Genomic DNA, 22,848 nt, shown 5'->3' with positions numbered 1-22,848 from the left:
GAGCAATTGCTCTGACGTAAAGCCGCCAGCATGGACCGTTCCGAAAACCTTGTCCCGAAAGACCCCGAGCCGCGCATCCATCCGACCGCGGAGCTGAAAGCGTGCAAGCTCGGCCGCTATGCCTCGATCGGTGAGCGGGTGGTGCTGCGCGAGGTAACGGTCGGCGACTTCTCCTATTTCGAACGCCACTCGGAAGCGATCTACACGACGATCGGCAAATTCTGTTCGATCGCCGCCAACAGCCGTATCAATGCGCTAGAACATCCCATCGAGCGGCTGACCCAGCACAAGCTCAGCTACCGGCCGAACGAGTATTTTCGCTGGCTGGGCGTCGACGCCGCATTCCGCGCGCGGCGGCAAGCGAAAGCCGTGACCATCGGCCATGATGTCTGGATCGGCCACGGCGCGGTGATCATGCCCGGGATCACCATCGGCAATGGCGCGGTGGTCGGCGCTAACGCAGTGGTGACGCAGGACGTGCCGCCCTATGCAATCGTCGCAGGTGTGCCGGCGAAGGCACTCCGGCCACGCTTCGCTCCGGATATTGCGGCGCGGATCGAAGCTCTCGCCTGGTGGGACTGGCCGGTCGAAAAGCTCGCCAGAGCGGTTCCCGATATGCAGGCGATGCCGATCGAAGCCTTCCTCGATCGCTGGGAAAACGACGCCGTTTGAGTTGCCAAAAACAGGTCGACGCTAGCCGGGCGGCGCTTTCGGGAGACCATGCTCCGCGCTCTGCGGACTGAAACCCCTTCCGCCATGCGGGGGTGGCGCGGCGGAAGGGGCTGGAGGTAAACCGCTGTGAAGCGGAAGGAACAGGCTCTCTTGCCTGCACGGTTACTGTGACATTGAACCCGTAAAGTGTATTTTCGTCCGCATTCTCTTTATGCGTGTATTCAATTGTGCCTGAGGTATTTGTCCGCGTCGGGAACCTGAAACGGTCGCCGGTTGTTTCTCATCGCGCCGCTGCGTTGAGGGATTTCGACAGATGGAAAAGCTTTTCACCAAGATCGCCAACTGGGTCGCCCATATAGCCGGCCTGCCGCCGACATTTGCCGTCTGCTGCCTGATCGTCGTCGTCTGGGCGGTAAGCGGCCCGTTCTTCGGCTTTTCGGACACATGGCAGCTCGTCATCAACACGGGCACGACCGTCATCACCTTCCTGATGGTGTTCCTGATCCAGAACACCCAGAATCGCGACGGTGCGGCGATCCAGGCCAAGCTCGACGAACTGATCCGGGTCAGCGCCGGCCACAACCACTTCATCGGCATCGAGCACCTGACTGAATCAGAAGTCGAGGAGATCCGCGACAAATGCGAGCGTGCCGCCAAGCGGCACGACGAGCATATCGCCGCCACGGCGGCGAAGAAGGCCGTGGCGCAGAAGCGCACCCCGAAGAAGCACGCGGCCTGAAGGTCAGCCTTTCATGAACGCGGCGAAAGGCTCCTTGTAGTCGGGATGCCAGCGCGACAAAGCGGGGCGGTTCTCGATAATGTCGCCGATTGCCCAGGCCATGCGCTTTTCATCCAGCGGCCGCGCCGCCTCATTGTCCGGGCACAGGATGTAGAAATCGCCCCTGGTCAGGGCTTCCAACATGAAATCAACGACCTGTTCGCCGGTCCAGGCGCCGGCCGGCTTTTCCGTCGCGCCCTCGGTCAGCCCGGTGAAGGTGAAGCCAGGGATCAGCAGATGGGCCGAGACATGGCCGCCGGCCTCGTTGCGCAGCGCATGCGCCAGACCTTCGGTGAAGGTCTTCACCCCGGCCTTGGAGACATTGTAGGCAAGGTTGCCGGGCGGCGTGGTGATGCCTTGCTTGGAGCCGGTGTTGATGATCAGGCCAGGCCTGGCCGAGGCCAGCATGTGCGGCGCGAAGGCCTCGACGCCATGCACGACGCCCCAGAAATTGATGTCCAGCAGCCGTTTCCAGGCATCGCGGTTTTCCCAGGGCTTTCCGGGATTGTCGCCGACGCCGGCATTGTTCATCAGCAGCGACACGTCGCCGAAGGCGCCGAACGCCCGTTCGGCGAGACGGTCCACCTCATCCGCCTTCGAAACGTCGGCGGCGACGGCAAGCACGGCATCGTCGCCAGCAATCGCAGAGACGGCGCGCGCGGCGTCGTCAAGGCGCGCGCCGCCAATGTCGGCCAGCACGATCTTCATGCCCATCATCGCAAACCGCTTGGCGGCCGCAAGACCGATGCCGCTGGCGGCGCCGGTGATGACGGCGGCGTTGCCTCGGCCAAGCGCGGGCAGGGCGGTCTGGATTTCGGTGTCGGTGATCATGCGCGATGGGTTCCTTCTCTCGATGGCGCCGAACTTAGCGCTGGAACGGGCTTGCGCAAGCCTCTGCTCGCCTAGTCGGGTTGACCAGTCCGGTCGAGGCTGCGCATGTTGCCGAGACAAAAGAAGACTTTTGCCGAGGCAAATGGAGATTTCCTGATTGACGGACTGGGTTGCAATCCTGAAGGAACAGACCGCCACCGGCGACCAGATGGGCCGTGAGGTGCCGCAGATGCTGGCCAATCCCGACATCAGCGAAGCGCAGGTGAAGACACTCTTTTCTGCCCTGGAGAAACAAGCCGAGTTCGTCGAGAAACTGCGCATGGCGCTGGAAAAGTTCGGCCATGATTTCTCGATCATCAAAGCCGCGGAACGGCTGGAGGAACGCTATGCCGACCTTGCCGCATCGGTGGCGGAAAAACTGAAAGCGATGCGCAAGTAGCTGCTACTTTTCGATTACCCGCGCGAAACGCGTATCCGGCACGAGCCATACGGTCGCGACCAGCACATAGATCGCGACGCCAATCCATTGGCTGACAAAGGTGAGCGGTATAGCCGCGAGGTAGAAGGCGAGCGAGATCTTGCCTTTGCGGTCGCCGCCCAGGGCCCTGGCAAAGGCGCTGTCGCTGCCGTGAAGCCGGTGCAGAGTGATGGTCAGGATGTTGAAGGCAACAGCACTTAGCGCGAGGTCGGCGCCGTAGACCGCGACCGGCACCGGCGCGAAATGGTTCTCGCCCATGAAGGCCGTCGTTACCGGCATCAGCGACAACCAGAACAGCAGATTGAGGTTTGCCCACAGCACGCCACCATCGACGCGTTGCACGGTGTGGAACATGTTGTGCAGATTGTTCCAGTAGATGCCGACATTGATGAAGGACAATACGTAGCAGAGGAAGACAGGCCACAGCGGTACCAGGGCCGAAAGATCCTCGCCATGCGGCACTTTCAGTTCAAGCACCATGATGGTGATGATGATGGCCACGACGCCGTCGGTGAATGCCTCGACCCTGCCTTTGCCCATGGATCCCACCTTTGCCCGCAACGGATTGTCGAAAGACAGTAAACTGTTAGCGGATGTTGAAGGGCCGATAAACGGTGCTCGGGAAATTCCTCAACCATATCCAGGGAAACTCCGGCATCAGTCCCGCTGATCAGGATGGTTGCGGCGGCCGCATGTTGACTTTTCCTGGCTTGGCCTCTCCCCTCGCAGGGCAGTCTCGGCCGAAGCAGACGAACGGCCGGGGTTCGAACGGAGGGACTGATGAGATTTCGTTTTCTGCTTGTGGTCGCGACCATCCTGGCCGCGGTCTTCGGGACGTCCGCCGCGGCCTTCGCCTACAGCGCCCGCACCACGACCAACCTCAATGTCCGTAGCGGGCCGGGAGCGGGATACGCCAAGGTTGGAACGCTGCCCGCCGGTTTCAGGGTGAGTGTTACCGGCTGCGAGCCGGGCTGGTGCAGAATCCATGGCGGCGGCGTGAGTGGCTGGGCCAGCGCCGGCTATCTCGAGCGCTCCCAGATCGTCCGCCCGCCAATCATCATCGTGCGCCCGCCGCATCGGCCGCACTGGCAGCACAGGCCGCACCGTCCTCCGCACCATCGCCCGCCGCACAAGCCGCGTCCCGGCAAGTGCAAGATCGCGCCCGGCTTCCCCTGCAAATAGGGTTGATTGCGCCGGTCCGGGCGTTCCGGATCGCATGACGGGCAGGGCCGCAATCAGCTTGTGGCCCTGTCGCCATGTCCGTGGCCAGAAGGATCCGGACCTTCAGCCGTTCGGCGTCTCAGGCGAAAGATGCGCGCGTCCACGCGGCACGCCAAGTCCGGTGTCCGGCGGCTCGCCGGCGGCCGGCCTGTCCTCGATCATGTGCAGGGTGCGCCAATGACCGAAGCGGTAGTAGGCGGCGGCCAACACCAGCGACGTGATCGAACCGGTGGGAAAGCTCCACCACAGCGCTTCTTCGCCGATCACGCCGCGCATGAAATAGGCAAAGCCGGTTCGCACGACCAGCACCGAGATCACCAGGATGATCAGCGGCGGCATCACCGCACCGGTGGCGCGCACCGTGGCGAACAGCACGATGGTGATGCCGAACAGGATGAACGACCACGACGCGACATTGTTGATGTGGACGGCGATGTCGATCGCTGCACTGTCGCTGCTCAGGAATAGGCTCAGCACCGAGCGGTCGAAAACCGACAGCACGGCAACCAGTGCGCCGGTCAGGACCAGGTTGAAGCCGACGCCTGAGGCGGCGATGCGGCCGATCCGGTCCCAGCGCCCGGCGCCGACATTCTGCGCCGCCATCGAGGAAACGGCGGCACCGATGGCGAGCGCCGGCATCTGGATGTAGGTCCATAGCTGGGCGGCGATGCCGTAGGCGGCGGCAACCTGCGAACCGTAGGAGTTGACCATGCCCATCACCGTCAGCGCTGCCGCCGAGATGACGATCATCTGCAGACCCATCGGCACGCCCTTGAAGACGACGATGCGCAGCAAGGTGGGGTCCGGCCGCAGCAGAGCGAGGTTGGCGCCGGCCAGACGCAGCGGATGCTTGCGCACATAGAGCACGATGAGGATGGCGATCACGCTCACCGTCTGGCCGATCAGCGTGGACGTGGCGGAGCCCGCGATACCGAGCTCGGGAAACGGCCCGATGCCGCGGATGAGCAGCGGGTTGAGCACGATGTCGAGAACGACGGCCAGCGCCATGAAGAAGAAGGGCGTGCGTGAATCGCCGGCACCGCGCAGCACGGTCATGATGAAGGAGAGAAGGTTCATCATCGGCACGGCGACGAAGATGATGCGCAGATAGGAGCGCGCCAGCGGCAAGGCGTCGGCCGGTGTGCCGAGCGCGCCCAGGATGGCGTCGACCCAGATCCAGCCGCAGACCGCGAACACCACCGAGACGAGGAAGAAGAAGGTGGCGCTGGTGCCGACGATGCGGCGCGCCTCGGGCAGATCGCGGGCGCCGACCGACTGCGCCACCAGGATGGTCGCCGCCATGCCGATGCCGAACACCGTGCCGAGGATCAGGAACAGGACGAGGTTGGCGTTGGAGGTGGCGGTCAGCGCCGATTCGCCGAGGAAGCGGCCGACCCAGACGGCGTTGATCGAACCGTTGAGCGACTGCAGCACGTTGGAGCCGAGCACCGGCAGGGCGAATAGCAGAAGCGTGCGCGGGATCGGGCCGCTGGTCAGGTCGCCGGTACGCCGGCGCGTGAGCATTTTCTCGTCCATGGCTGGCAACTCGGCGAAGGTTTAACTCAAGTCCGGTCCGCGATGATTGCCGATTCAACGGAACAGGTCATGCCTGGATCTAATCATGTTCTCAAAGCTTCCGGAATGGGATATTGATCCTCGATGCGTGGGGCCGCATTCCTACAGATCTGCCCTACAGATCTGGATAGACCGGGGGGTTCATGTCCGATATTCCGCTGTTTTCTGAACGCCTGAGCCGGCGCGCGTTCCTCGGTGCATCCGCCTTGGGCGCGGCTTCCTTGGCTCTTTCGGCGTGCACCACGACGGATGTGGCGCCGCCGCCGCCGGTGGCTGCACCGCCAAGCGATCCGGCTTTCGGCGATACCGCAAGCATGTATGCGGCGCGCACCGACGAGGGCTATCAGCTGCCTGCAATCCCGGTCGCCAAGCTCGCTCCGAAGTTCGTGCGCCAGATCGTGGACGACCCGACCGGAGAAAAGCCCGGCACGATCGTCGTCGATGTCTCCGAGCACTTCCTCTATCTGGTGCGCGACGGCGGAAAAGCTATCCGCTATGGCGTCAGCCTCGGCAAGGCCGGTTTCGGATGGACCGGCAGCGCCGTGGTCCAGGCGAGGAAGAAGTGGCCAGTCTGGACGCCGCCGCCGGAAATGATCCAGCGCCGGCCGGAACTGGCGAAATACAAGGACGGCATGCCGCCCGGCCCGCAGAGCCCGCTCGGCGCCCGCGCGCTGTATCTGTTCCGCGACGGCAAGGACACGATGTACCGGCTGCACGGCACGCCGGAGTGGGATTCCATCGGCAAGAATGCATCGTCGGGCTGCGTGCGCTTCATGAACCAGGACATCATCGACCTCTACAGCCGGATCAACGGCCCAGCACAGGTCTTCGTGCGCCCCAATTTGTCGGCCGCCGGCAAGATCAGCGCGGTGTCGAACAGGACGGCCGAGCCGATCGATGCCGGCGTGCCAAGGGACGCGGAGATGTTGAAGTAAGAGCCTTTTCACGATCTGCTCAGGCGGACGCGCTCGGTGCACCCGCCTGAACAGGTGTTGTTACTTCTTGGTCAGACCCGGCAGCGTGACCTGGTAGACCAGGAACATGGTGTCGACATCGGCGCCGTCCTCGGCCTTGTAGGGTGCGCCGACCTGGAAGCCGTCCTGTGCGAGGAAGTCGTTGTCGTTGGCGACGAACAGGAAGTAGTCGTCGGGCAGCTTCGGATCGAGAACGCTTACCACCGACATCGCCTCCCACTTCTCCGAAAGGTTGTTCTTGTCGTTCGGCGCGCCATTGTGCAGGCCGAAGCGGCCGAGCTCGCCCTTGTCGTTGATGTCGATGAACGGCGTCAGCTTGGCCGGCGTCACCGACGGGTCGAGCACGCCCTTGGGCGCCAGCGGCTTGTCGGCGGCATCGAAGGCGCCGCCGGCGATGTCGGTTGCGGCCGAGACGTCGACGACGAAGATCTGGCGCACCAGCGAGGTGTCGCCCTTCAGCCCCTGGCCGTTGCCGCTGTCGCGCGTCAGCATCAGGAAGGTTTTATCGGAGAGCGCTACGATCTCGCTTTGCGCGGCGATCTTGGTCTTGCCCTTGGCATCCTTGAACACCGGCAGCGGCACGACATACTCATGCGCCAGCTTGAGATGGCCGAGGTCGGATGCGTCATAGACCAGCGCCCTGGTGTTCTGGCGGGTCGAGCCGGAATCGCCGCCATCCTGCCTGGTCGCCGACTGCAGCACGGCGATCAGGAACTTGCCGTCCGGCGTCATCGCCATGCCTTCGAGACCCTGGTTGTTCTGGCGGCCGGTATCGGGATCCTTCGGATCGGGTTCGGCAGCACCAGGGCCCGGATTGTCCGAGGCGAAGTTCGGCGCGCCGTGGCGCATCGGCACCAGCGCGGCCGGTGGCTGGGTCGCCGACAACAGATGGCCGTCGGCGGAGAACCGGTAGATGTTCGGGCCGTATTCGTCGGAGATGAACATCGAGCCGTCGGGCAGCCGCACGATCGCCTCGTTGTCGAGCGCCAGCTTGCCGTTGTCGGCCTGCGGCAGGATCGGCATATCGCCGCTTGCCGCGCGCACGCCGTTGAGCGGATCGAGGCCGGTGGCGTCAGCGCCCTTGTCATCGGTGAGCAGCATGGTGTCGGCAAGCGTCGCCTTGACGCCCGTCTGCTCCTGGCCGGCAGCGGGTGCCGCGCCCGGTGCGACCGGGGCAAATTCGATGCCGATCGTGTTGAGGCGCGGCCGGTAGTCGGTGGTGCCGACGACATTGTAGCCACGGTCCGGCAGCAGCCAGAGCGAACCCTTGTAGCCGGCGGCGTCATGCGTCCAGCCTGATGTGTCGATCGCCATGCCGGAACCGGAGCCGAACGTCTCGCCGAACTTGTCGCGCTGAGCGGCCGGGATGCGGCCGACGCCGACCAGCCCCTTGTTGACGAGGCCGCCGACGGTCGCGGTGCTGTCGGCGAGCGCCGGCGTCAAGGCGGTGAACAAGGCCAGCGCGACGCCGAGCGACGCGGTTCGGTACAGGTGTTTCATGGACAATCCTCTTTGTGACAGATGTGCCGGAGCGGCCGCGGGACGAAAAGCTGAAAGAGGTGCGACATCGATGATGCCGCGCGCGCCTCCCCGAAACGCGGTCTACGGCGCGAACATGATGCTTGCGTGACAGCGCGCGGTGCATGCCCGCCGTCTTCTTCACGCGCCGACAAAACGTGCGCCTGGCGGAAAGAATTGATCACTCCGTCGGACTCCGGTCGACGAAAAGGCGCGCGCGTGCGCCGGCACTAGACACTTATGTCTAGTGCGTATATGATCCAGCCTTCGGACCAGCCGTGGAGGGGAAGCCTTGAAGTCGCACTACCGCGCAGTCGTCATCGGAGGTGGCGTGGTTGGAGCCTCGGTGCTCTACCATCTGACGCGGTTCGGCTGGAGCGATGTGGCGCTGATCGAGCGTGCCGAATTGACGGCCGGTTCGACCTGGCACGCGGCAGCCGGTTTCCACGCGCTCAACGCCGACCCGAACGTAGCGGCGCTGCAGGACTACACCATCAATCTCTACCGGGAGATCGAAGCCGAATCCGGTCAAAACATCGGCCTGCACATGACCGGCGGCGTCAACATCGCCAGCGATCCCGCGCGCTGGGAGTGGCTGAAATCGGCCTGGGCGGTGTTCCAGTCGGTCGGCATCGAGACCGCGCGGCTGGTGACGCCCGACGAGATCAAGGCGATCTGCCCGATCGTGGACGTCACCGGCGTCCTTGGCGGCCTGCATGATTCCAACGAAGGCCATCTCGACCCGTACGGCACGACGCACGCCTATGCCGGTGCCGCGAAGAAGCGCGGCGCCGACATCATCCTGCGCAACCGGGTCGTCGAGCTGAAGGCGCGCGCCGACGGGCGCTGGGACGTCGTCACGGAGCAGGGCACCATCATCGCCGAACATGTCGTCAATGCTGGCGGGCTGTGGGCAAAGCAGCTCGGCCGCATGGCCGGCGTCGACCTGCCGGTGACGCCGATGGAGCACCATTATTTCATCACCGAGGACATTCCGGAGATCGCAGCACTTGACCGGGAGATCGGCATCGCCGTCGATCTCGACGGGTTTTCGTATCTCAGGCAAGAGCGCAAGGGCGTGCTGCTTGGCGTCTATGAGCAGAACCCAAAGCACTGGAACATGGATGGCGCGCCGTGGGACTACGGCATCGAGCTGATCCCGGAAGACATCGACCGCATCAGCCCGGAACTCGCCAAGGCGCATGAGCGCTTCCCTTGCCTGGCGACGGCCGGCATCCGCAAATGGGTCAACGGCGCCTTCACCTTCACGCCGGACGGCAATCCGATCGTCGGGCCGGTGCGCGGGTTGAAGAACTATTGGGTCGCCTGCGGCGTCATGGCCGGCTTCAGCCAGGGCGGCGGTGTCGGTAAATCGCTGGCCGAATGGATGATCTATGGCGAACCGCAGGCCGACATCTTCGGCATGGACATTGCTCGTTACGGCGCCTTCGCCGCCAACCGCGAATATCTCAAGCAGACGACGCGCCAGTTCTATTCGCGCCGCTTCGTCATGACCTTTCCCAATGAGCGGCTGCCGGCCGGCCGGCCGCTGAAACGCCCCGGCGCCTATGACGGCATGAGCGCGGCAGGATGCGAATGGACGGCGTCATGGGGATTGGAGATCCCGGCCTATTTCGCGCCGATGGGGTTTGCCGAGAACACGACGCTGCGCCGCTCCAACGCCTTCGATATCGTTGGTGACGAGGCGCTGCAGGTGCGGCGCGCCGCCGGTCTCGTCGATATCTCGGCCTATTCGCGCTATGCGGTGTCGGGGCCCGGTGCGGAGGCCTGGCTCGACCGGCTGCTCGCCTGCAAGCTGCCGAAAGCGGGGCAGGCGAGGTTGGCGCCGATGCTCGGCCATGACGGACGGCTGAAGGGCGACCTCACCGTCTTCAACTGGGGCGGCGACGGCTATTGGCTGATGGGCTCCTACTATCTCCGGGAATTCCACATGCGCTGGTTCGAGAGCCGTGCGGCTGTGGGCGTCACTGTCACCGACCTCTCCGACACGATGTGCGGTTTCCTCCTGACGGGCCCGAATGCGCGCAAGATCCTGGAGCGCACGACGCATCAGGATGTGTCCGGCGCGGCATTGCCGTTCATGGCCTGCGGCGCATTCGACATCGGCATGGTGCAGGCACGTGTGGCGCGGCTGTCGATATCAGGCGAACTCGGCTTCGAAATCAGTTGCCCCGCGACCACGCATGCCACTTTGCGCGAAACGCTGCTGGCCGCAGGCGAGGACCTCGGCCTTGCCGAGATTGGCTATTATGCGCTCAATGCGCTGCGGCTGGAAAAAAGCTTCGGCATCTGGTCGCGCGAATTCACTCAAGGCTATACGCCCGGCCTGACCGGCCTCGACCGCTTCATCGCTTTCGGCAAGGGGGATTTCATCGGCCGCGAAGCGGCGCTGAAGGAGCGGGAGGCGGGCAGCGGGCAATGCCTGGTGACGCTTGAAGTCGATGCGCTCGACGCCGACGCCAGCGGCTTCGAACCGGTCTGGCACCAGGGCCGGCGCGTCGGCTTCGTCACGTCGGGTGGCTATGGCTATACGGTCGGCAAGAGCCTGGCACTGGCGCTTGTCGACCGCGATTTCGCAGGCGAGGGCACCGCGCTCTCGGTGCATGTTGTGGGTGAGGAGCGGCCAGCGCGTGTCATCGCGGCTTCACCCTACGATCCCTTGGGCAAGGCGATGCGGCAATGAGGAGGATTTCTGATGGTCGATGACGCGGCACGGGACAGCAGGCGCGAACGGCGGCGCGGACGCACGGGCGAGGCCGGCAGCGAAAGCAGCCGCCGGCCCAATTACCATTCGCTGAAGAACCCGTTCCTGCCGCAGCCGATCTTTTCGGATGATCAGGTGGCTTCGATCCACGACACGGCGCTGCGGGTGCTGGAAGAGCTTGGCATCAAGGTGCTGCTGCCGCAGGCGCGTGAGCATTTCGCCAATGCAGGCGCCTTGGTCGACCCTGACACCGACATGGTGCGCATCGGCCGTGACATGGTGACGGCTGCACTCGCCTCGGCGCCGAAGTCGATCCACGCCCATGCCGGTTCCCGCGCCCGCGATCTGACGCTCGAACTCGGCTCGATGACCTTCCTGGCTGGATGCGGGGCGCCGAACGTCACCGATCTCGAGCGCGGCAGGCGGCCGGGAACGCTGGCCGATTTCGAGGATCTGATGCGGCTGGTGCAGCATTTCGACGTGCTGCATATGCTGGGACCCTGCATCGAGCCGCAGGATGTCGACAACCGCTTTCGCCACTATGCCGTCAACCGTGCGCAGCTGACGCTGTCGGACAAGTTTCCGTTCATCTTCGCGCGCGGCATGCCGCAGGTCGAGGACGGCTTCGAAATGCTGCGGCTGGCGCGCGGCCTGTCGGAAGAGGAGTTTCTGGCAAGAGCGCATTGCTACACCGTCATCAACACCAACTCGCCGCGCCAACTCGACATTCCGATGGCGCAAGGCATCATCGATTTCGCCCGCGCCGGCCAGGTCTCCGTCATCACGCCGTTCTGCCTGGCAGGCGCCATGGCGCCGATCACTGTCGCCGGCGCGCTGACGCTGCAGCATGCCGAAGCGCTGGCCGGACTGACGCTGGCGCAGATCGTGCGGCCGGGTGCGCCGGTCGTCTACGGTTCCTTCTCCTCCAATGTCGACATGAAATCCGGGGCGCCAGCCTTCGGCACGCCCGAGCACGTCAAGGCGACGCTGGGCGCCGGCCAGCTGGCGCGCTTCACCGGGCTGCCGTGGCGATCCGGCGGCGGCAGTGCGGCCAACATCTCGGATGCGCAGGCCGCGCACGAAACGCAGTTCGCGCTGTGGGGCTCGGTGCTGGCCGGGGCGACGATGTGCATCCATGCCGCCGGCTGGCTGGAGGGTGGCCTCAGCGTCTCCTTCGAGAAACTCATCACCGACATCGAGGCGCTGCAGACGGTGGCCGAGCTCTGCGCCACGACGCCCGGCGACACCGATACGATCGGTTTCGAAGCGATCGCCGAGGTGCAGCCGGGCGGCCACTTCTTCTCGGCCGGCCACACCATGGCGCGCTACCGCACCGCTTTCTACGAGCCGCTGGTGGCCGACTGGTCGAATTTCGGCAACTGGACGCAAAGCGGGTCGAAGACGGCGAGCGAGCGCGCCACCGGCGTCTGGAGGCGCGCGCTGGCCGATTTCGTGCCGCCGGCTTCCGCCGTCGCCACATCAGGCGTTCTCGACGAATTCATCGCCCGGCGCACCGCAGAGGGCGGAGCCGCACCGGTGTCGTGAGGCACTGGCGGAATTGCAGTGATAACGCGGAACCCGTGTCACTCCCGGGCATTCATGGGAATGGCCAACGGAGGACGACATGGGATTCGACCAGTATCACGAACCGCCTGAAGAGCTGACGCAGAAGGTACGGACCTTTGCCCGCATGATCACCTCGCTGATCGAGGAGGCGGAAGCGATCAGCTGGTATGAACAGCGCATGTCGGTGGAGAAGGACCCGCAGGCCCGCGCCATCATGAAAAATGCGCAGAGCGAGGAGTTCAAGCATTTCGGCATGGACCTCGAATTCCTGCTGCGCCAGAAGAAGGACTGGCGGGCGGAACTGAAGGAAATCCTGTTCACCACGGGTGATATCGTCAAGGCCGGCGAACGGGGCGAGAAGAAGGTGGACTAAGGTGTGTCGGTATTCAGGTGATGCCGGCCTGCAAACGAAGGTTTTCTGCGCTTCCGGTGCTCAAGTACGAAAAGTACGCTCCGCTCCGGTTCTCGAAAACCATCGTTTTCGACTCGGCCTGACCTGAATCTCAACACACCTTGAGGCCTGGCCAGGCAAATTTCACGGCCGATCCGCCACCATCAATCGCTGTCGCGTGCGACCAACTCCAGCGGCCAGACTTCGCGTATGATCCGCGGACCTTCCGGGCCGGCGAAGGCCGGGATCGAGGCCAGCAGCATTTCGGCGAGCCGCTGTCCCATCGGCTCCAGCGCCGGGCGGAAGGCGGTCAGCGCCGGTGAGAAATAGCGGCAGAGCGGCGTGTCGACGATGACGGTCACCGCCATGTCGTGACCCGGCTTGATGCCCATCTCGGCCAGCGCCTTGCAGCCGCCAAGCGCCATCGCGTCATTGTTGAAGATGATGGCGGTCGGCGGGTCCTTGGCGCGCATGACCTGGGGGATTACCTCATAGCCGCCGGCCTCGTTGATGAAGCCGGAGGCGATCAGCTCGGGGTCGACCTCGATGCCGTGCCGCCGCAAGGCCTTGCGGTAGCCGGCCAGGAACAGATAGCCGAAGTTGAGGTCGAGCGACGGGCGGATGGCGGCGATGCGGCGGTGGCCGCGCGCCACGAGGCGGTCGACCGCGTCGGCCCCGGCCTTCTCGAAATCAAGGTCGAGGGAAGGGTAGGATTTGGCCCCGGAACGGCTGCGTCCAAGCGTGGCGAACGGAAAGCCGGTCTGGGTGAGATAGTCGATGCGCTCGTCCTCGCGCCGCGTCCAGGCCAGCAGCACCGCATCGGCGCGGCGCGTTTCGACGACACGGCGCAGGCGCTCCTGCTGATAGTCGCCCGGCGCGCCCATCACCACGATCAGGTCGAGCCCGCTTTCGGCGAGCCTGGCCTGCAGCCCGATCAGGAACGGAATGAAGAACGGCTCGCCGTATTGCTGGTCGCCCGGATGCGGCTGCAGCATGAAGGCGATCGAATGGGTGGCGCCTTGCCGCAGGCTGCGGCCGGACTGGTTCGGCGAATAGTTGAGCGTCCTGGCTGCCTCGAGCACGCGCTTTCGTGTGTCGGCGTTGACGTCGGCGCGACCGTTCAGCGCCCGCGACACGGTGCCGATCGAAATGTTCAGGTGACGGGCAAGATCGTGAATGCTGGATGCCAAGTGACTGTTCTCCCCCTTGCTTGGCTAGCACCGGCGGCCGCTCAGGCCAAGGTGACAAGACGATTTTCGCAAGCGGCCAATTGACATTCTACGCCTTCGGGTGTGTTCTCGTAAACGTTTACGGAAAAACGTTTACGGTCCTGCCGTGGATGCCGTGACGATCGGTCTGGAGGGACCGAGCGGAGGAGGAGCGCCGGATGATCAATGCCGTCCTGGTCGGCTGCGGAGCGATGAGCAAAGCCTGGCTCGATGCCGCAAGGCAAATCGACGGGCTCGCCATTGTCGGCCTTGTCGACCTCGATGCCGACAGGGCGCGGGCGAGGGCGCAAGAATACGGCCTCACCAATGCCGTCATCGGCAGCAGCCTCGACGCCGTGCTCGACCAGACCAAACCGCAAGCGGTGTTCGATGTGGTGGTTCCCGCGGCCCGGCGGGCGGTCGCGCTTTCCGCCTTTGCGCACGATTGCCATCTCTTGACGGAAAAACCGCTCGCCGACAGTCCGGAGAATGCGCGCGCCATCGTCGAGGCCGCGCGCCGGGCAAACCGCGTCCATGCCGTCGTGCAAAACCGGCGCTACGTCGCCAATGTCAGGCGCATCAGGCGCTTCCTCTCTTCCGGCGCCATTGGTGCGCCGACCAGTATCCATGCCGACTTCTTCGTCGCGCCGCATTTCGGTGGCTTTCGCGAGGAGATGGCCCATGTCCTGCTGCTCGACATGGCGATCCACACCTTCGACGCCGCCCGCTACATGGTCGCCGGCGAGCCGTCCGGCGTCTATTGCCAGGAGTGGGAGCCGGCCAATTCCTGGTACCGGCAGGGATCGTCGGCCAGCGCCGTCTTCGACCTCGGCGGCGGCAAGGTTTTTACCTATGCCGGTTCCTGGTGCGCCGCCGGCTTCCGCACCAGTTGGGAAAGCAGCTGGCGTATAGTCGCCGAGCGCGGCAGCCTCATCTGGGACGGCAACGATGCGCTGAAGGCAGAGGTGGTGGCGTCGGGCCGCGATGGCCTGATCGACAAGACCCAGCCGATCGACGTGCCGCCGCTCGATCCCGCAGACCGCATCGGTGGCCATCTCGGCATCATGCAGGATTTCATCCACGCCATCGAGACCGGCACCGATCCGGAGACGCGTGGCGCCGACAACATCAAGAGCCTGGCCATGGTTTTCGGCGCGATCGAAAGCGCCGAAACCGGACGCCGCGTTGCAATCGCAAAGGAAGCACAATGACGCCAAACCCGCTTCTCGACATTCGGATCGGCACCATGGTGCGGGCAAACCTCGATGATCCAGCCGCCTACATCAAACAGATCCTGCCACTCGGCTTCGAGAGCATCCAGCCGTTCTTCTGGCAGACGCTGGGCGGCAAGGACCTGCCGCGGCTCGCCGGCCAGATCCGCGACGCGATCGGTGATACCGACGTCACCGTGTCCTCGATCGGCGTGTTCGGCAATCCGCTGGAAGACGGCGAGGTTGATCGCGGCGTGCTCAAGGCCTGGGAAACGGTGATCGACAATGCGCATCTGTTCGGCGCTTCGATGGTCAGCGGCTTCACCGGCCGCCTGCGCGGCAAGAAGTTGACCGACAGCCTGCCGCGTTTTCGCGAGGTGTGGGGACCGCTGGCTAGACGCGCCGCCGACAAGGGCGTGCGGATCGCCTTCGAGAACTGCGCGATGGACGGCAACTGGGCCAGCGGCGACTGGAACATCGCCCACAATCCCCACGCCTGGGAGCTGATGTTCAACGAAGTGCCCGACGACAATCTGGGGCTGGAATGGGAGCCCTGCCACCAACTCGTCTATCTGATCGATCCGATGCCGCAGATCCGCAAATGGGCGCCGCGCATCTTCCACGTCCACGGCAAGGACGCGACGGTGCGCTGGGACGTCATCCGCGAACATGGCGTGTTCGGCAGTTTGCCCTTCGTGCAGATGCGCACGCCCGGCTTCGGCGACAGCGACTGGACGCGCGTGATCAGCGAATTGCGGCTGGCCGGATACAAGGGCGCCATCGACATCGAAGGCTGGCACGACCCGGTCTATCGCGGCGATCTCGAAATCACCGGACAGGTGCGAGCGCTGGAGTATCTGAAGCAATGCCGGGGAGGCGCCAGCTACCTGCCCAACCCGGTGTGAGGATCGGCCGGCGGGAGGAGCCGGCCGTCAAGTGGTACTGCCGAAGTAATCGTCAGAAAGCCCCTCGGCTGACGAGGGAAACAATGGGAGGAACGTGCATGAGCATCGCGATCAGAACGACACTTCTGCGCTCGACCGTCGTGGCCGCTGCCACGGCGCTTGCCGCTGCAATCTCCACCTTGCCCGCACAGGCGCTCGACGCCCAATGGTGCAAGGACGTCCACATCCGCTTCTTCGTCGGCGGCGCCGAGGGCGACGCCTTCGGCACCATCGTCTATAATGGCGCCAAGCAGGCGGCGGCCGATCTCGGGCCGAAGGTCGACTACATCTTCTCGGGCTGGGACATCGAAAAGATGGTGCAGCAATTGCGTGAGGCGGTCGCGGTCAAGCCTAACGGCATCGCCATGATGGGTCATCCGGGCGACGCGTCGATCATGCCGCTGGCCGAACAGGCGCATAAGGACGGCATCAAGATGATGTACCAGAACGTGCCGGTGCCAACAGTAACGGCAGCGTTCGGCGGCGGCTATGTCGGCGCCCAGCAGGAGCCGCAGGGCCGCGCACTCGGCGCCGAGGCGTTCAAGCTGGCCAAGCTGAAGTCCGGCGACAAGGCGATCATGATCGGCCCGTTCGACAATGAGAGCAGGGGTGCGCGCGAGCGCGGGACAGTGGCCGCACTGAAAGAAGCCGGCATTGATGTCGTTCAAATCAACTCCGCAACCGAGTGGGCAGCCGATCCGAACCTCGCGATTCCGGTGATCACCGCGGCACTGCTCAACAACCCCGACGTCAAGGCGGTCGGCTATCCCGGTGGGCAGATGCTCGGCAACGTCCCGACCTACATGCAGGCGGCAGGGCGGAAACCCGGTGACATCTTCAATTTCGGCTTCGACACCAGCCCGCAGATCGTCGAGGGTTTCAAGGGTGGCTGGGTGCAGCTGACGGCCGACCAGCAGCCGTTCCTGCAGGGCTATCTGCCGATCCTCAGCCTCTGCCAGCAGGTGGTGCTCGGGCTGGCGCCGATGAATGTCGACACCGGTGCCGGTTTCGTCACGCCTGAGAATTACGAGATCGTCGCCGAGCTTGCCAAGCAGGCGCTGCGCTGACCTCCCAAGCCGTCGGCCGGGATCAGGCCCCGGCCGGCGGGACCGCTGGCGACAATCAAGCGAGGACCCGATGGCCGAACGCCTTATCGAACTGCGCGACATCAGCAAATCCTATGGCCAGGTTTATGCACTGGGCGGGGTCAATCTCAGCGTCGACCGCGGCGAGGTGGTCGGCCTGATCGGCGACAATGGCGCCGGCAAGTCGACCCTGATCAAGATCCTGTCTGGCGTGGTCAAGCCGACCAGCGGCGAGATCCTCGTGCGCGGCAAGGCGGTGACCGGGTGGAGCGCGGCGCGCTCGCGCGAGGCCGGCATCGAGACGGTGTTCCAGGACCGGGCGTTGGCCGTGCAGCAGACGATCGTGCGCAACATCTTCATGGGCCGCGAGCTCACCGGCTTTCTGGGCTGGATCAAGGTCAACAAGGAGATCGAGGAGGCGAGCCGGCTGATGCGCGAGATCGGCTTCACCTCGAAAGTGTTCACGCCGCAGTCGATCGTCGGCCAGCTGTCGGGCGGCGAACGCCAGGGTGTGGCGATCGCCCGCGCCATCTACAAGCAGGCGGAGCTGATCGTCCTCGACGAGCCGACGACGGCGCTGTCGCTGACCGAAACCGCCAAGGTCTTCCACTTCGTGCGCCAGGTGCGGGCGAGCGGCCGCTCGATCCTGTTCATCGGCCACAACATCCATCATGTCTTCGATATCGCCGACCGCTTCGTGGTGCTGGACCGTGGCAAGGTGGCGCTGACGACCGACCGCAGCCAGGTCAAAACGGCGGAAGAACTCATCAATTTCATGGAAGAGGTCGCGCATCCGGGCGGGTTGGCCGGACTGCACGATGCAGGCGACGCGGAGCAGAGAGCACGATGAGCAAGACCATGGAGCCCGATCTGCGCGAGCCGTCCGCCGGCATCCCCCGCCCCAGTTCCCCGAAGGAGTGGAAGCACCCATCCGATCACTGGATGCGCGGCTTCATTCTCGACAACCGCGCTTCACTCGGCACGCTCGGCGTGTTCATCGTCATGATGGCGGTGTTCATGGTCGCCAACCCGACCGTCTTCACCACCTGGTATCTCTACCGCTCGGTGCTGACGACGTTGCCGGTGGCGCTGTTCGTGGTGGTGCCGCTGGTCTTCGTCGTCACCTGCGGCGAGATCGACCTGTCGTTTCCGGCAACGATGGGTTTTGCCTCATGGGTCTTCGCGCTGGTCGTGCAGGCCGGCTACGATCCATTCCTCGGCATCGTCGCGGCGCTGATCACCGGCATGCTGCTCGGCTTCCTCGTTGGCTCGCTGGTCGTCTATGGCGGGCTGTCGTCGCTGATCGCGACGCTCGGCATGAATTTCCTGCTGCGCGGTCTGATCCAGATCATCAATGAAGGCAAGTCGATGGCGCTGACCGGCCTTGCCGACAGCTGGGCCTACAAGATCTTCTCCAGCCAGGTGTGGGGCATCCCGGTGCAGATCTTCTGGGCCATCGGCTTCGTCGTGCTGTCGGCGATGCTCTACAACCGCCACCGCTTCGGTGCGCAGGTCAGGGTGGTAGGCGACAACCCCGACAGCGCCCAGCAGATGGGCATCGACGTCAAGCGCGTGCGGGTGAAAGTGTTCGTCTTCGTCGGCATCGGGGCGGCGATCGCCGGCACCTTCTCGGTGATGATCAACTTCACCTGGTGGCCGACCGCCGGCGACGGCTATCTCCTGCCGGTGCTGGCCTCGGTGTTCGTCGGCGGCACGCCCACCTGGGGCGGCATCGGCACCGTGGTCGGCGGCGCCATCGGCGCGGTCACCGTGTCCTTCATCCAGACCGGCGTCGTCGCGGCCGGCCTGAGCGGCTTCTACGTCCAGTTCTTCAACGGGCTGATCATCATCCTGTCGCTGCTCGGCCATAAGTGGAACCAGGCAAGGTATCGGTGAGGGGGCTGTTTCGTTGGCGGACCGCATGCCTTGACGCAAACGTCCATCGCTTCGCCATCCACGGGTCTCCGCGACGTCGCTTCGCTCCTGCTCCGCCCGTGGATGACGAAGGCGGGGAGGCTTCCGCCAGAGACGCATACACAAGGCGGTTCGCTTGTGGGACTACGAGGCAAGTGGGCTTCACACCGCCGCGACGAACCCGTCCAGCACGCGTTTCTGGCCGGCCTTGTCGAAGTCGATGGTCAGCTTGTTGCCTTCGATGGCTGATATGTTGCCGTTGCCGAATTTCTGGTGGAAGACGCGGTCGCCGACGTTGAAGGCTGACGGCTTGTCGGCGACGGATTTGGCAACCAGTTCGCCGTCGATGGTGCGGCCCTTGACCGAGGTGCGGCCGGCGCCGTAGCCGCTATCCGTCTCGCCATAGCCGATGCGCTCGACCTGATGGCCGGAGCGCGAGCCCCAGTTGCGGTCGGTGGCCTCGGTGCGGTTGGCCTGCGCGCGCTGCCAGCCTGGTGTCGCGTAGGTGTTGGAGAAGGCGCCGGATTTTTCGGTGTCGGCGCCGACATTGTCGAAGCGCGAGGCGCCGTAGGGATTCTGCCGTCCTGCGCCCTGGCCGCCGCGGCCGGAGGCAAAAGAACCGCCGCCATAGGAATTGCCGTAGCCGCCATAGGAGTTGCCGCTTTCGGCGACCTCGACATGGGCTTCCGGCAGTTCGTCGAGAAAGCGCGATGGGATGGTCGACTGCCACAGGCCGTGGATGCGGCGGTTGGAGACGAACCACAGATGCAGGTTCTTCTTGGCGCGGGTCAGGCCGACATAGGCGAGCCGCCGCTCTTCCTCCAGCCCTGAGCGGCCGCCTTCATCGAGCGCGCGCTGATGCGGAAACAGACCTTCCTCCCAGCCGGGCAGGAAGACGGTCTCGAATTCGAGGCCTTTTGCCGAATGCAACGTCATGATGCTGACGGCGTCGAGCCCGGCATTCTGCTCGGCGTCCATGACGAGTGCTACATGCTCGAGGAAGGAGCGCAGCGATTCGTACTCCTCCATCGAGCGGATCAGCTCTTTCAGGTTCTCAAGCCGGCCTGGGGCTTCGACCGAGCGGTCGTTCTTCCACATGTCGGTGTAGCCGCTCTCCTCGAGAATGGTCTCGGCGAGTTCGGTGTGCGGGGTGGTTTCCAGGGCCTTTTGCCAACGCTCGAAATTGGCCGCCACCTCGCGCAATGCCGCGCGCGGCTTCGGCTTCAACTCGTCGCTTTCGGCCAGCTTGGCGGCGGCTTCCAGCATCGGGATGCGGAGCGCACGGGCCGTGTCGTGGATCTGGCGGATGGTGGCTTCACCCAGGCCGCGCTTGGGCACGTTGACGATGCGCTCAAAAGCGAGGTCGTCGGCGCCTTGCGCGACGACGCGGAAGAAAGCGAGCGCATCGCGGATCTCCATGCGCTCGTAGAAGCGCGGGCCGCCGATGACGCGGTAATTGAGGCCGAGCGTGACGAAGCGGTCTTCGAATTCGCGCATCTGGAAGGAGGCGCGGACAAGGATCGCCATGTCGTTGAGATTGTGCTTTTGCCGCTGGTAGGTCTCGATGGTTTCGCCGACGGCGCGGGCTTCTTCCTCGGAATCCCAGGCGGCATGGACATGCACCTTGCCGTCCTCCGGCTCGTCGCGGTCGGTGAACAGCGTTTTGCCGAAACGGCCCTCATTGTGGGCGATGAGGTGGGAGGCAGCGCCAAGGATGTGCGCGGTCGAGCGGTAGTTGCGCTCCAGCCTTATGATGGTGGCGCCCGGAAAATCCTTGTCGAAGCGCAGGATGTTGTCGATCTCGGCACCGCGCCAGCCATAGATGGACTGATCGTCGTCGCCGACGCAGCATATGTTTACTTTGTTGTCGCTCACGGCCGCGCGCTCGCTTCGCTCGCTGGCCTCCGCGGGGGCGGCTTGGCCGGCCGACGCCCGGTCGGGCTTGCGGCCTTCGGCCGATCGCAGATCCGTCGACGTTGACGCGCGCCCTGCATCCGGCCGCTGCGCCAGCAACCGCAGCCACATGTACTGGGCGGTGTTGGTGTCCTGGTACTCGTCGACGAGGATGTATTTGAAGCGCTTGTGGTATTCCTTCAGCACGTCCGGATTGGCGCGGAAGATGCGGATCGGGTGGCACAGAAGGTCGCCGAAGTCGCAGGCGTTCAGCGTCTTCAGCCGCTCCTGATAGGCCTTGTAGAGTTCGCGGCCCTTGCCGTTGGCGAAGGCGCGCGCGTCGCCCTCGGCGATGTCGGCGGGACCTTGCCCCTTGTTCTTCCAGCCGTCGATCATCTGGGCGAACTGCTTGGCCGGCCAGCGCTTGTCGTCGAGACCTTCGGCCTGGATCAACTGCTTGATCAGCCGCACGACGTCGTCGGTGTCGAGGATGGTGAAGTCGGATCTCAAGCCGGCAAGTTCTGCGTGGCGGCGCAGCAGCTTGACGCCAATCGAGTGGAAGGTGCCGAGCCAGGGCATGCCCTCGACATTGCCTTCGCCGATCAGGACGCCGATGCGGATCTTCATCTCGCGCGCGGCCTTGTTGGTGAAGGTCACCGCAAGGATCTGCGACGGGAACGCCTTGCCGGTGGCGAGGATGTGGGCGATGCGGGTGGTCAAGACGCGGGTCTTGCCGGTGCCGGCGCCGGCCAGCACCAGGACCGGACCTTCCGTTGTTTCAACAGCTAGCCGCTGCTCCGGGTTCAGCCCCTTGAGATAGTCGGGCGCGCTGTTGTGGCCGCTGCGGGCAGCCATGGCGCGCGCGGCAATGCCCGACGGGGCCGTGGGCCGCGCATTGGGTTCGTCGAAAAAGGGCATGTCTTCGGAAAAGCCGGACATTGCCCCGAATGTAGTGATTCGGGAGCGAAAGACCAGAAGTGTCTACGTTTTGTTCCGGTAAAGTGCCTGATATCGCCGTTCAGGCCTTGCGGTAGCCGAGGGCGACGAAAAACCGATGTCCAAACGAGCGCGCCTCGTCGGTCATCACCGCGCCGAGGGCGACCTGCATGTGGTCGTAATAGCGGCTGCCGGCGGGTGACGCCAGGAAAGCCTCGTAACGTCTGAGATCGTCAAGCGGCAGATCCCGGTAAATGTAGGCTACGGAGTCCATGACATCCTTTTCGATGTCTCGGCGAAGCCCTTCGGACCGCTGACGCAGCAAGGCCATGATCTGGTCGTCGGGCAGGGCTTTTCCGGCCGCTCCCAGCATTTCGGACAGCATCGCATAGCCCATGTTCAAGGCGACGGCTTCGCCAGTGTCGACGGCGCTGAGATCGTCCACGATCTTCTTGTAGAGGTCGAGCCGGGCCGGATCCCTGGCCGGAAGTTCACCGAGGATTCTGGGGCCTTCGATCATCTTGCGTTGCCTTTCTTCCGGGGTGGAAGCCTGGATTTCCAGCGTCGTCACCTGTTTGCCCAGCGGCGAAGCGTAGAAAGAGCTCAGCTCGGACAGATCCTTGGCGGTCAGCTTGTCGGCCATTCGCGATTCGATGGCCGCCTCCATCTTGGTTGCGTCAAACGCACCTTCCATGGCCGCTGCCAACGCGTCCTGGACCTTTTGCGGCGGCGTTTCCGGCGCCGATTTCACGGCTGCGCTGAAACCCGGGCCGATAGCCATCAGCATCTGGTGAAAGCCGTTCGCCTTGTTGATCTCATGAAGCGTCTGTGCCGGCGCGGCCACGGAGAGAGAGACAAGGCAGCAGAGCGCAAGCACCAATCGCGTCAGCGGCGGAACGAATGACGTCATTTTGCTTGCTCCAGAGGC

The 22,848-nt window shown here is 64.4% G+C and carries 20 protein-coding genes; 13 read left to right on the top strand and 7 right to left on the bottom strand.

All coding sequences use genetic code 11. The annotated features are described in order from the left end of the window. Nucleotides 1–30: 30 nt before the first annotated feature. The gene (locus tag EJ076_RS24375; protein WP_126069544.1) at nucleotides 31–672 is read left to right on the top strand and encodes a DapH/DapD/GlmU-related protein; all 642 of its coding nucleotides are present in this window, start codon (nucleotides 31–33) and stop codon (nucleotides 670–672) included. Between the two features lie 313 nt (nucleotides 673–985). Then, nucleotides 986–1,411 carry a low affinity iron permease family protein gene (locus tag EJ076_RS24370; RefSeq protein ID WP_126069543.1) on the top strand — a complete coding sequence of 142 codons (426 nt, stop codon included), beginning with the start codon at nucleotides 986–988 and terminating at the stop codon, nucleotides 1,409–1,411. Nucleotides 1,412–1,414: 3 nt separating this feature from the next. On the opposite strand, the gene EJ076_RS24365 is transcribed toward EJ076_RS24370, so the two are convergent. Next, on the bottom strand, nucleotides 1,415–2,281 hold the full coding sequence (locus EJ076_RS24365) for an SDR family NAD(P)-dependent oxidoreductase (RefSeq protein ID WP_109668214.1): 867 nt from the start codon (nucleotides 2,279–2,281) through the stop codon (nucleotides 1,415–1,417). A 157-nt stretch (nucleotides 2,282–2,438) separates the two neighbouring features. Here EJ076_RS24365 and EJ076_RS24360 point away from each other — a divergent pair, with 157 nt between their 5' ends. Further along, nucleotides 2,439–2,720, top strand: a complete 282-nt coding sequence (locus EJ076_RS24360; protein WP_023668298.1) for a hypothetical protein — start codon at nucleotides 2,439–2,441, stop codon at nucleotides 2,718–2,720. A 3-nt stretch (nucleotides 2,721–2,723) separates the two neighbouring features. On the opposite strand, the gene EJ076_RS24355 is transcribed toward EJ076_RS24360, so the two are convergent. Next, nucleotides 2,724–3,299 carry a TMEM175 family protein gene (locus EJ076_RS24355; RefSeq protein ID WP_126069542.1) on the bottom strand — a complete coding sequence of 192 codons (576 nt, stop codon included), beginning with the start codon at nucleotides 3,297–3,299 and terminating at the stop codon, nucleotides 2,724–2,726. A gap of 240 nt (nucleotides 3,300–3,539) precedes the next feature. Between EJ076_RS24355 and EJ076_RS24350 the strand changes: the two genes are divergently transcribed. Next, nucleotides 3,540–3,941, top strand: coding sequence for an SH3 domain-containing protein (locus EJ076_RS24350; RefSeq protein ID WP_126069541.1), 402 nt, complete (start codon nucleotides 3,540–3,542; stop codon nucleotides 3,939–3,941). A gap of 102 nt (nucleotides 3,942–4,043) precedes the next feature. On the opposite strand, the gene EJ076_RS24345 is transcribed toward EJ076_RS24350, so the two are convergent. Continuing rightward, a complete protein-coding gene (locus EJ076_RS24345) occupies nucleotides 4,044–5,504 on the bottom strand; it encodes an MATE family efflux transporter (RefSeq protein WP_245462871.1) in 1,461 nt (486 codons plus the stop codon). Between the two features lie 194 nt (nucleotides 5,505–5,698). Between EJ076_RS24345 and EJ076_RS24340 the strand changes: the two genes are divergently transcribed. Next, nucleotides 5,699–6,490: a L,D-transpeptidase gene (locus EJ076_RS24340; protein ID WP_126069539.1), complete on the top strand. Its 792-nt coding sequence runs from the start codon at nucleotides 5,699–5,701 to the stop codon at nucleotides 6,488–6,490. Nucleotides 6,491–6,550: 60 nt separating this feature from the next. Here the strand turns inward: EJ076_RS24340 and EJ076_RS24335 are convergent, their stop codons facing one another. Continuing rightward, complete coding sequence (locus EJ076_RS24335) at nucleotides 6,551–8,029, bottom strand: esterase-like activity of phytase family protein (RefSeq protein ID WP_126069538.1); 1,479 nt, start codon at nucleotides 8,027–8,029, stop codon at nucleotides 6,551–6,553. Between the two features lie 310 nt (nucleotides 8,030–8,339). Here EJ076_RS24335 and EJ076_RS24330 point away from each other — a divergent pair, with 310 nt between their 5' ends. The 3 genes from EJ076_RS24330 (at nucleotide 8,340) to EJ076_RS24320 (ending at nucleotide 12,711) form a co-directional block, all read left to right on the top strand. After that, on the top strand, nucleotides 8,340–10,751 hold the full coding sequence (locus EJ076_RS24330; protein WP_126069537.1) for an FAD-dependent oxidoreductase: 2,412 nt from the start codon (nucleotides 8,340–8,342) through the stop codon (nucleotides 10,749–10,751). A gap of 12 nt (nucleotides 10,752–10,763) precedes the next feature. Further along, nucleotides 10,764–12,317 carry a trimethylamine methyltransferase family protein gene (locus EJ076_RS24325; RefSeq protein WP_126069536.1) on the top strand — a complete coding sequence of 518 codons (1,554 nt, stop codon included), beginning with the start codon at nucleotides 10,764–10,766 and terminating at the stop codon, nucleotides 12,315–12,317. Between the two features lie 79 nt (nucleotides 12,318–12,396). Beyond that, entirely contained in the window at nucleotides 12,397–12,711 is a 315-nt protein-coding gene (locus EJ076_RS24320; protein ID WP_126069535.1) for a hypothetical protein, read from the top strand. 182 nt (nucleotides 12,712–12,893) lie between these two features. Here the strand turns inward: EJ076_RS24320 and EJ076_RS24315 are convergent, their stop codons facing one another. Next, nucleotides 12,894–13,919 carry a LacI family DNA-binding transcriptional regulator gene (locus EJ076_RS24315; protein WP_126069534.1) on the bottom strand — a complete coding sequence of 342 codons (1,026 nt, stop codon included), beginning with the start codon at nucleotides 13,917–13,919 and terminating at the stop codon, nucleotides 12,894–12,896. Nucleotides 13,920–14,116: 197 nt separating this feature from the next. On the opposite strand from EJ076_RS24315, the gene EJ076_RS24310 reads away from it, so the two are divergent. The 5 genes from EJ076_RS24310 (at nucleotide 14,117) to EJ076_RS24290 (ending at nucleotide 19,073) form a co-directional block, all read left to right on the top strand. Next, nucleotides 14,117–15,148: a Gfo/Idh/MocA family oxidoreductase gene (locus EJ076_RS24310; RefSeq protein ID WP_126069533.1), complete on the top strand. Its 1,032-nt coding sequence runs from the start codon at nucleotides 14,117–14,119 to the stop codon at nucleotides 15,146–15,148. Next, the gene (locus EJ076_RS24305) at nucleotides 15,145–16,053 is read left to right on the top strand and encodes a sugar phosphate isomerase/epimerase (protein ID WP_126069532.1); all 909 of its coding nucleotides are present in this window, start codon (nucleotides 15,145–15,147) and stop codon (nucleotides 16,051–16,053) included. The genes EJ076_RS24310 and EJ076_RS24305 overlap by 4 nt, the downstream gene beginning before the upstream one ends. A 98-nt stretch (nucleotides 16,054–16,151) precedes the next feature. Beyond that, nucleotides 16,152–17,159, top strand: a complete 1,008-nt coding sequence (locus EJ076_RS24300) for a substrate-binding domain-containing protein (RefSeq protein ID WP_126069531.1) — start codon at nucleotides 16,152–16,154, stop codon at nucleotides 17,157–17,159. A 70-nt stretch (nucleotides 17,160–17,229) separates the two neighbouring features. Further along, on the top strand, nucleotides 17,230–18,027 hold the full coding sequence (locus EJ076_RS24295) for an ATP-binding cassette domain-containing protein (RefSeq protein WP_109668185.1): 798 nt from the start codon (nucleotides 17,230–17,232) through the stop codon (nucleotides 18,025–18,027). Continuing rightward, nucleotides 18,024–19,073: an ABC transporter permease gene (locus EJ076_RS24290; protein ID WP_126069530.1), complete on the top strand. Its 1,050-nt coding sequence runs from the start codon at nucleotides 18,024–18,026 to the stop codon at nucleotides 19,071–19,073. Before EJ076_RS24295 ends, EJ076_RS24290 begins: the two co-directional genes overlap by 4 nt. Before the next feature lie 180 nt (nucleotides 19,074–19,253). Here the strand turns inward: EJ076_RS24290 and EJ076_RS24285 are convergent, their stop codons facing one another. Continuing rightward, on the bottom strand, nucleotides 19,254–21,923 hold the full coding sequence (locus EJ076_RS24285) for a UvrD-helicase domain-containing protein (protein ID WP_109668180.1): 2,670 nt from the start codon (nucleotides 21,921–21,923) through the stop codon (nucleotides 19,254–19,256). Between the two features lie 79 nt (nucleotides 21,924–22,002). Further along, on the bottom strand, nucleotides 22,003–22,830 hold the full coding sequence (locus tag EJ076_RS24280; protein WP_126069529.1) for a DUF2059 domain-containing protein: 828 nt from the start codon (nucleotides 22,828–22,830) through the stop codon (nucleotides 22,003–22,005). Nucleotides 22,831–22,848 lie beyond the last annotated feature (18 nt).

The organism is Mesorhizobium sp. M7D.F.Ca.US.005.01.1.1 (assembly GCF_003952545.1).
GTDB lineage: Bacteria > Pseudomonadota > Alphaproteobacteria > Rhizobiales > Rhizobiaceae > Mesorhizobium > Mesorhizobium loti.
Note: the sequence above shows the minus strand (reverse complement) of the source record. Positions and strands in the feature narration are given on the sequence as shown.

Excerpts from the sequence above, each read along its gene's own strand:
- EJ076_RS24375 (WP_126069544.1), top strand. The coding sequence starts at position 31 with ATGGACCGTTCCGAAAACCTTGTCCCGAAAGACCCCGAGCCGCGCATC.
- EJ076_RS24370 (WP_126069543.1), top strand. The coding sequence starts at position 986 with ATGGAAAAGCTTTTCACCAAGATCGCCAACTGGGTCGCCCATATAGCC.
- EJ076_RS24365 (WP_109668214.1), bottom strand. The coding sequence starts at position 2,281 with ATGATCACCGACACCGAAATCCAGACCGCCCTGCCCGCGCTTGGCCGA.
- EJ076_RS24355 (WP_126069542.1), bottom strand. The coding sequence starts at position 3,299 with ATGGGCAAAGGCAGGGTCGAGGCATTCACCGACGGCGTCGTGGCCATC.
- EJ076_RS24350 (WP_126069541.1), top strand. The coding sequence starts at position 3,540 with ATGAGATTTCGTTTTCTGCTTGTGGTCGCGACCATCCTGGCCGCGGTC.
- EJ076_RS24345 (WP_245462871.1), bottom strand. The coding sequence starts at position 5,504 with ATGCTCACGCGCCGGCGTACCGGCGACCTGACCAGCGGCCCGATCCCG.
- EJ076_RS24340 (WP_126069539.1), top strand. The coding sequence starts at position 5,699 with ATGTCCGATATTCCGCTGTTTTCTGAACGCCTGAGCCGGCGCGCGTTC.
- EJ076_RS24335 (WP_126069538.1), bottom strand. The coding sequence starts at position 8,029 with ATGAAACACCTGTACCGAACCGCGTCGCTCGGCGTCGCGCTGGCCTTG.
- EJ076_RS24325 (WP_126069536.1), top strand. The coding sequence starts at position 10,764 with ATGGTCGATGACGCGGCACGGGACAGCAGGCGCGAACGGCGGCGCGGA.
- EJ076_RS24320 (WP_126069535.1), top strand. The coding sequence starts at position 12,397 with ATGGGATTCGACCAGTATCACGAACCGCCTGAAGAGCTGACGCAGAAG.
- EJ076_RS24310 (WP_126069533.1), top strand. The coding sequence starts at position 14,117 with ATGATCAATGCCGTCCTGGTCGGCTGCGGAGCGATGAGCAAAGCCTGG.
- EJ076_RS24305 (WP_126069532.1), top strand. The coding sequence starts at position 15,145 with ATGACGCCAAACCCGCTTCTCGACATTCGGATCGGCACCATGGTGCGG.
- EJ076_RS24300 (WP_126069531.1), top strand. The coding sequence starts at position 16,152 with ATGAGCATCGCGATCAGAACGACACTTCTGCGCTCGACCGTCGTGGCC.
- EJ076_RS24295 (WP_109668185.1), top strand. The coding sequence starts at position 17,230 with ATGGCCGAACGCCTTATCGAACTGCGCGACATCAGCAAATCCTATGGC.
- EJ076_RS24290 (WP_126069530.1), top strand. The coding sequence starts at position 18,024 with ATGAGCAAGACCATGGAGCCCGATCTGCGCGAGCCGTCCGCCGGCATC.
- EJ076_RS24285 (WP_109668180.1), bottom strand. The coding sequence starts at position 21,923 with ATGTCCGGCTTTTCCGAAGACATGCCCTTTTTCGACGAACCCAATGCG.
- EJ076_RS24280 (WP_126069529.1), bottom strand. The coding sequence starts at position 22,830 with ATGACGTCATTCGTTCCGCCGCTGACGCGATTGGTGCTTGCGCTCTGC.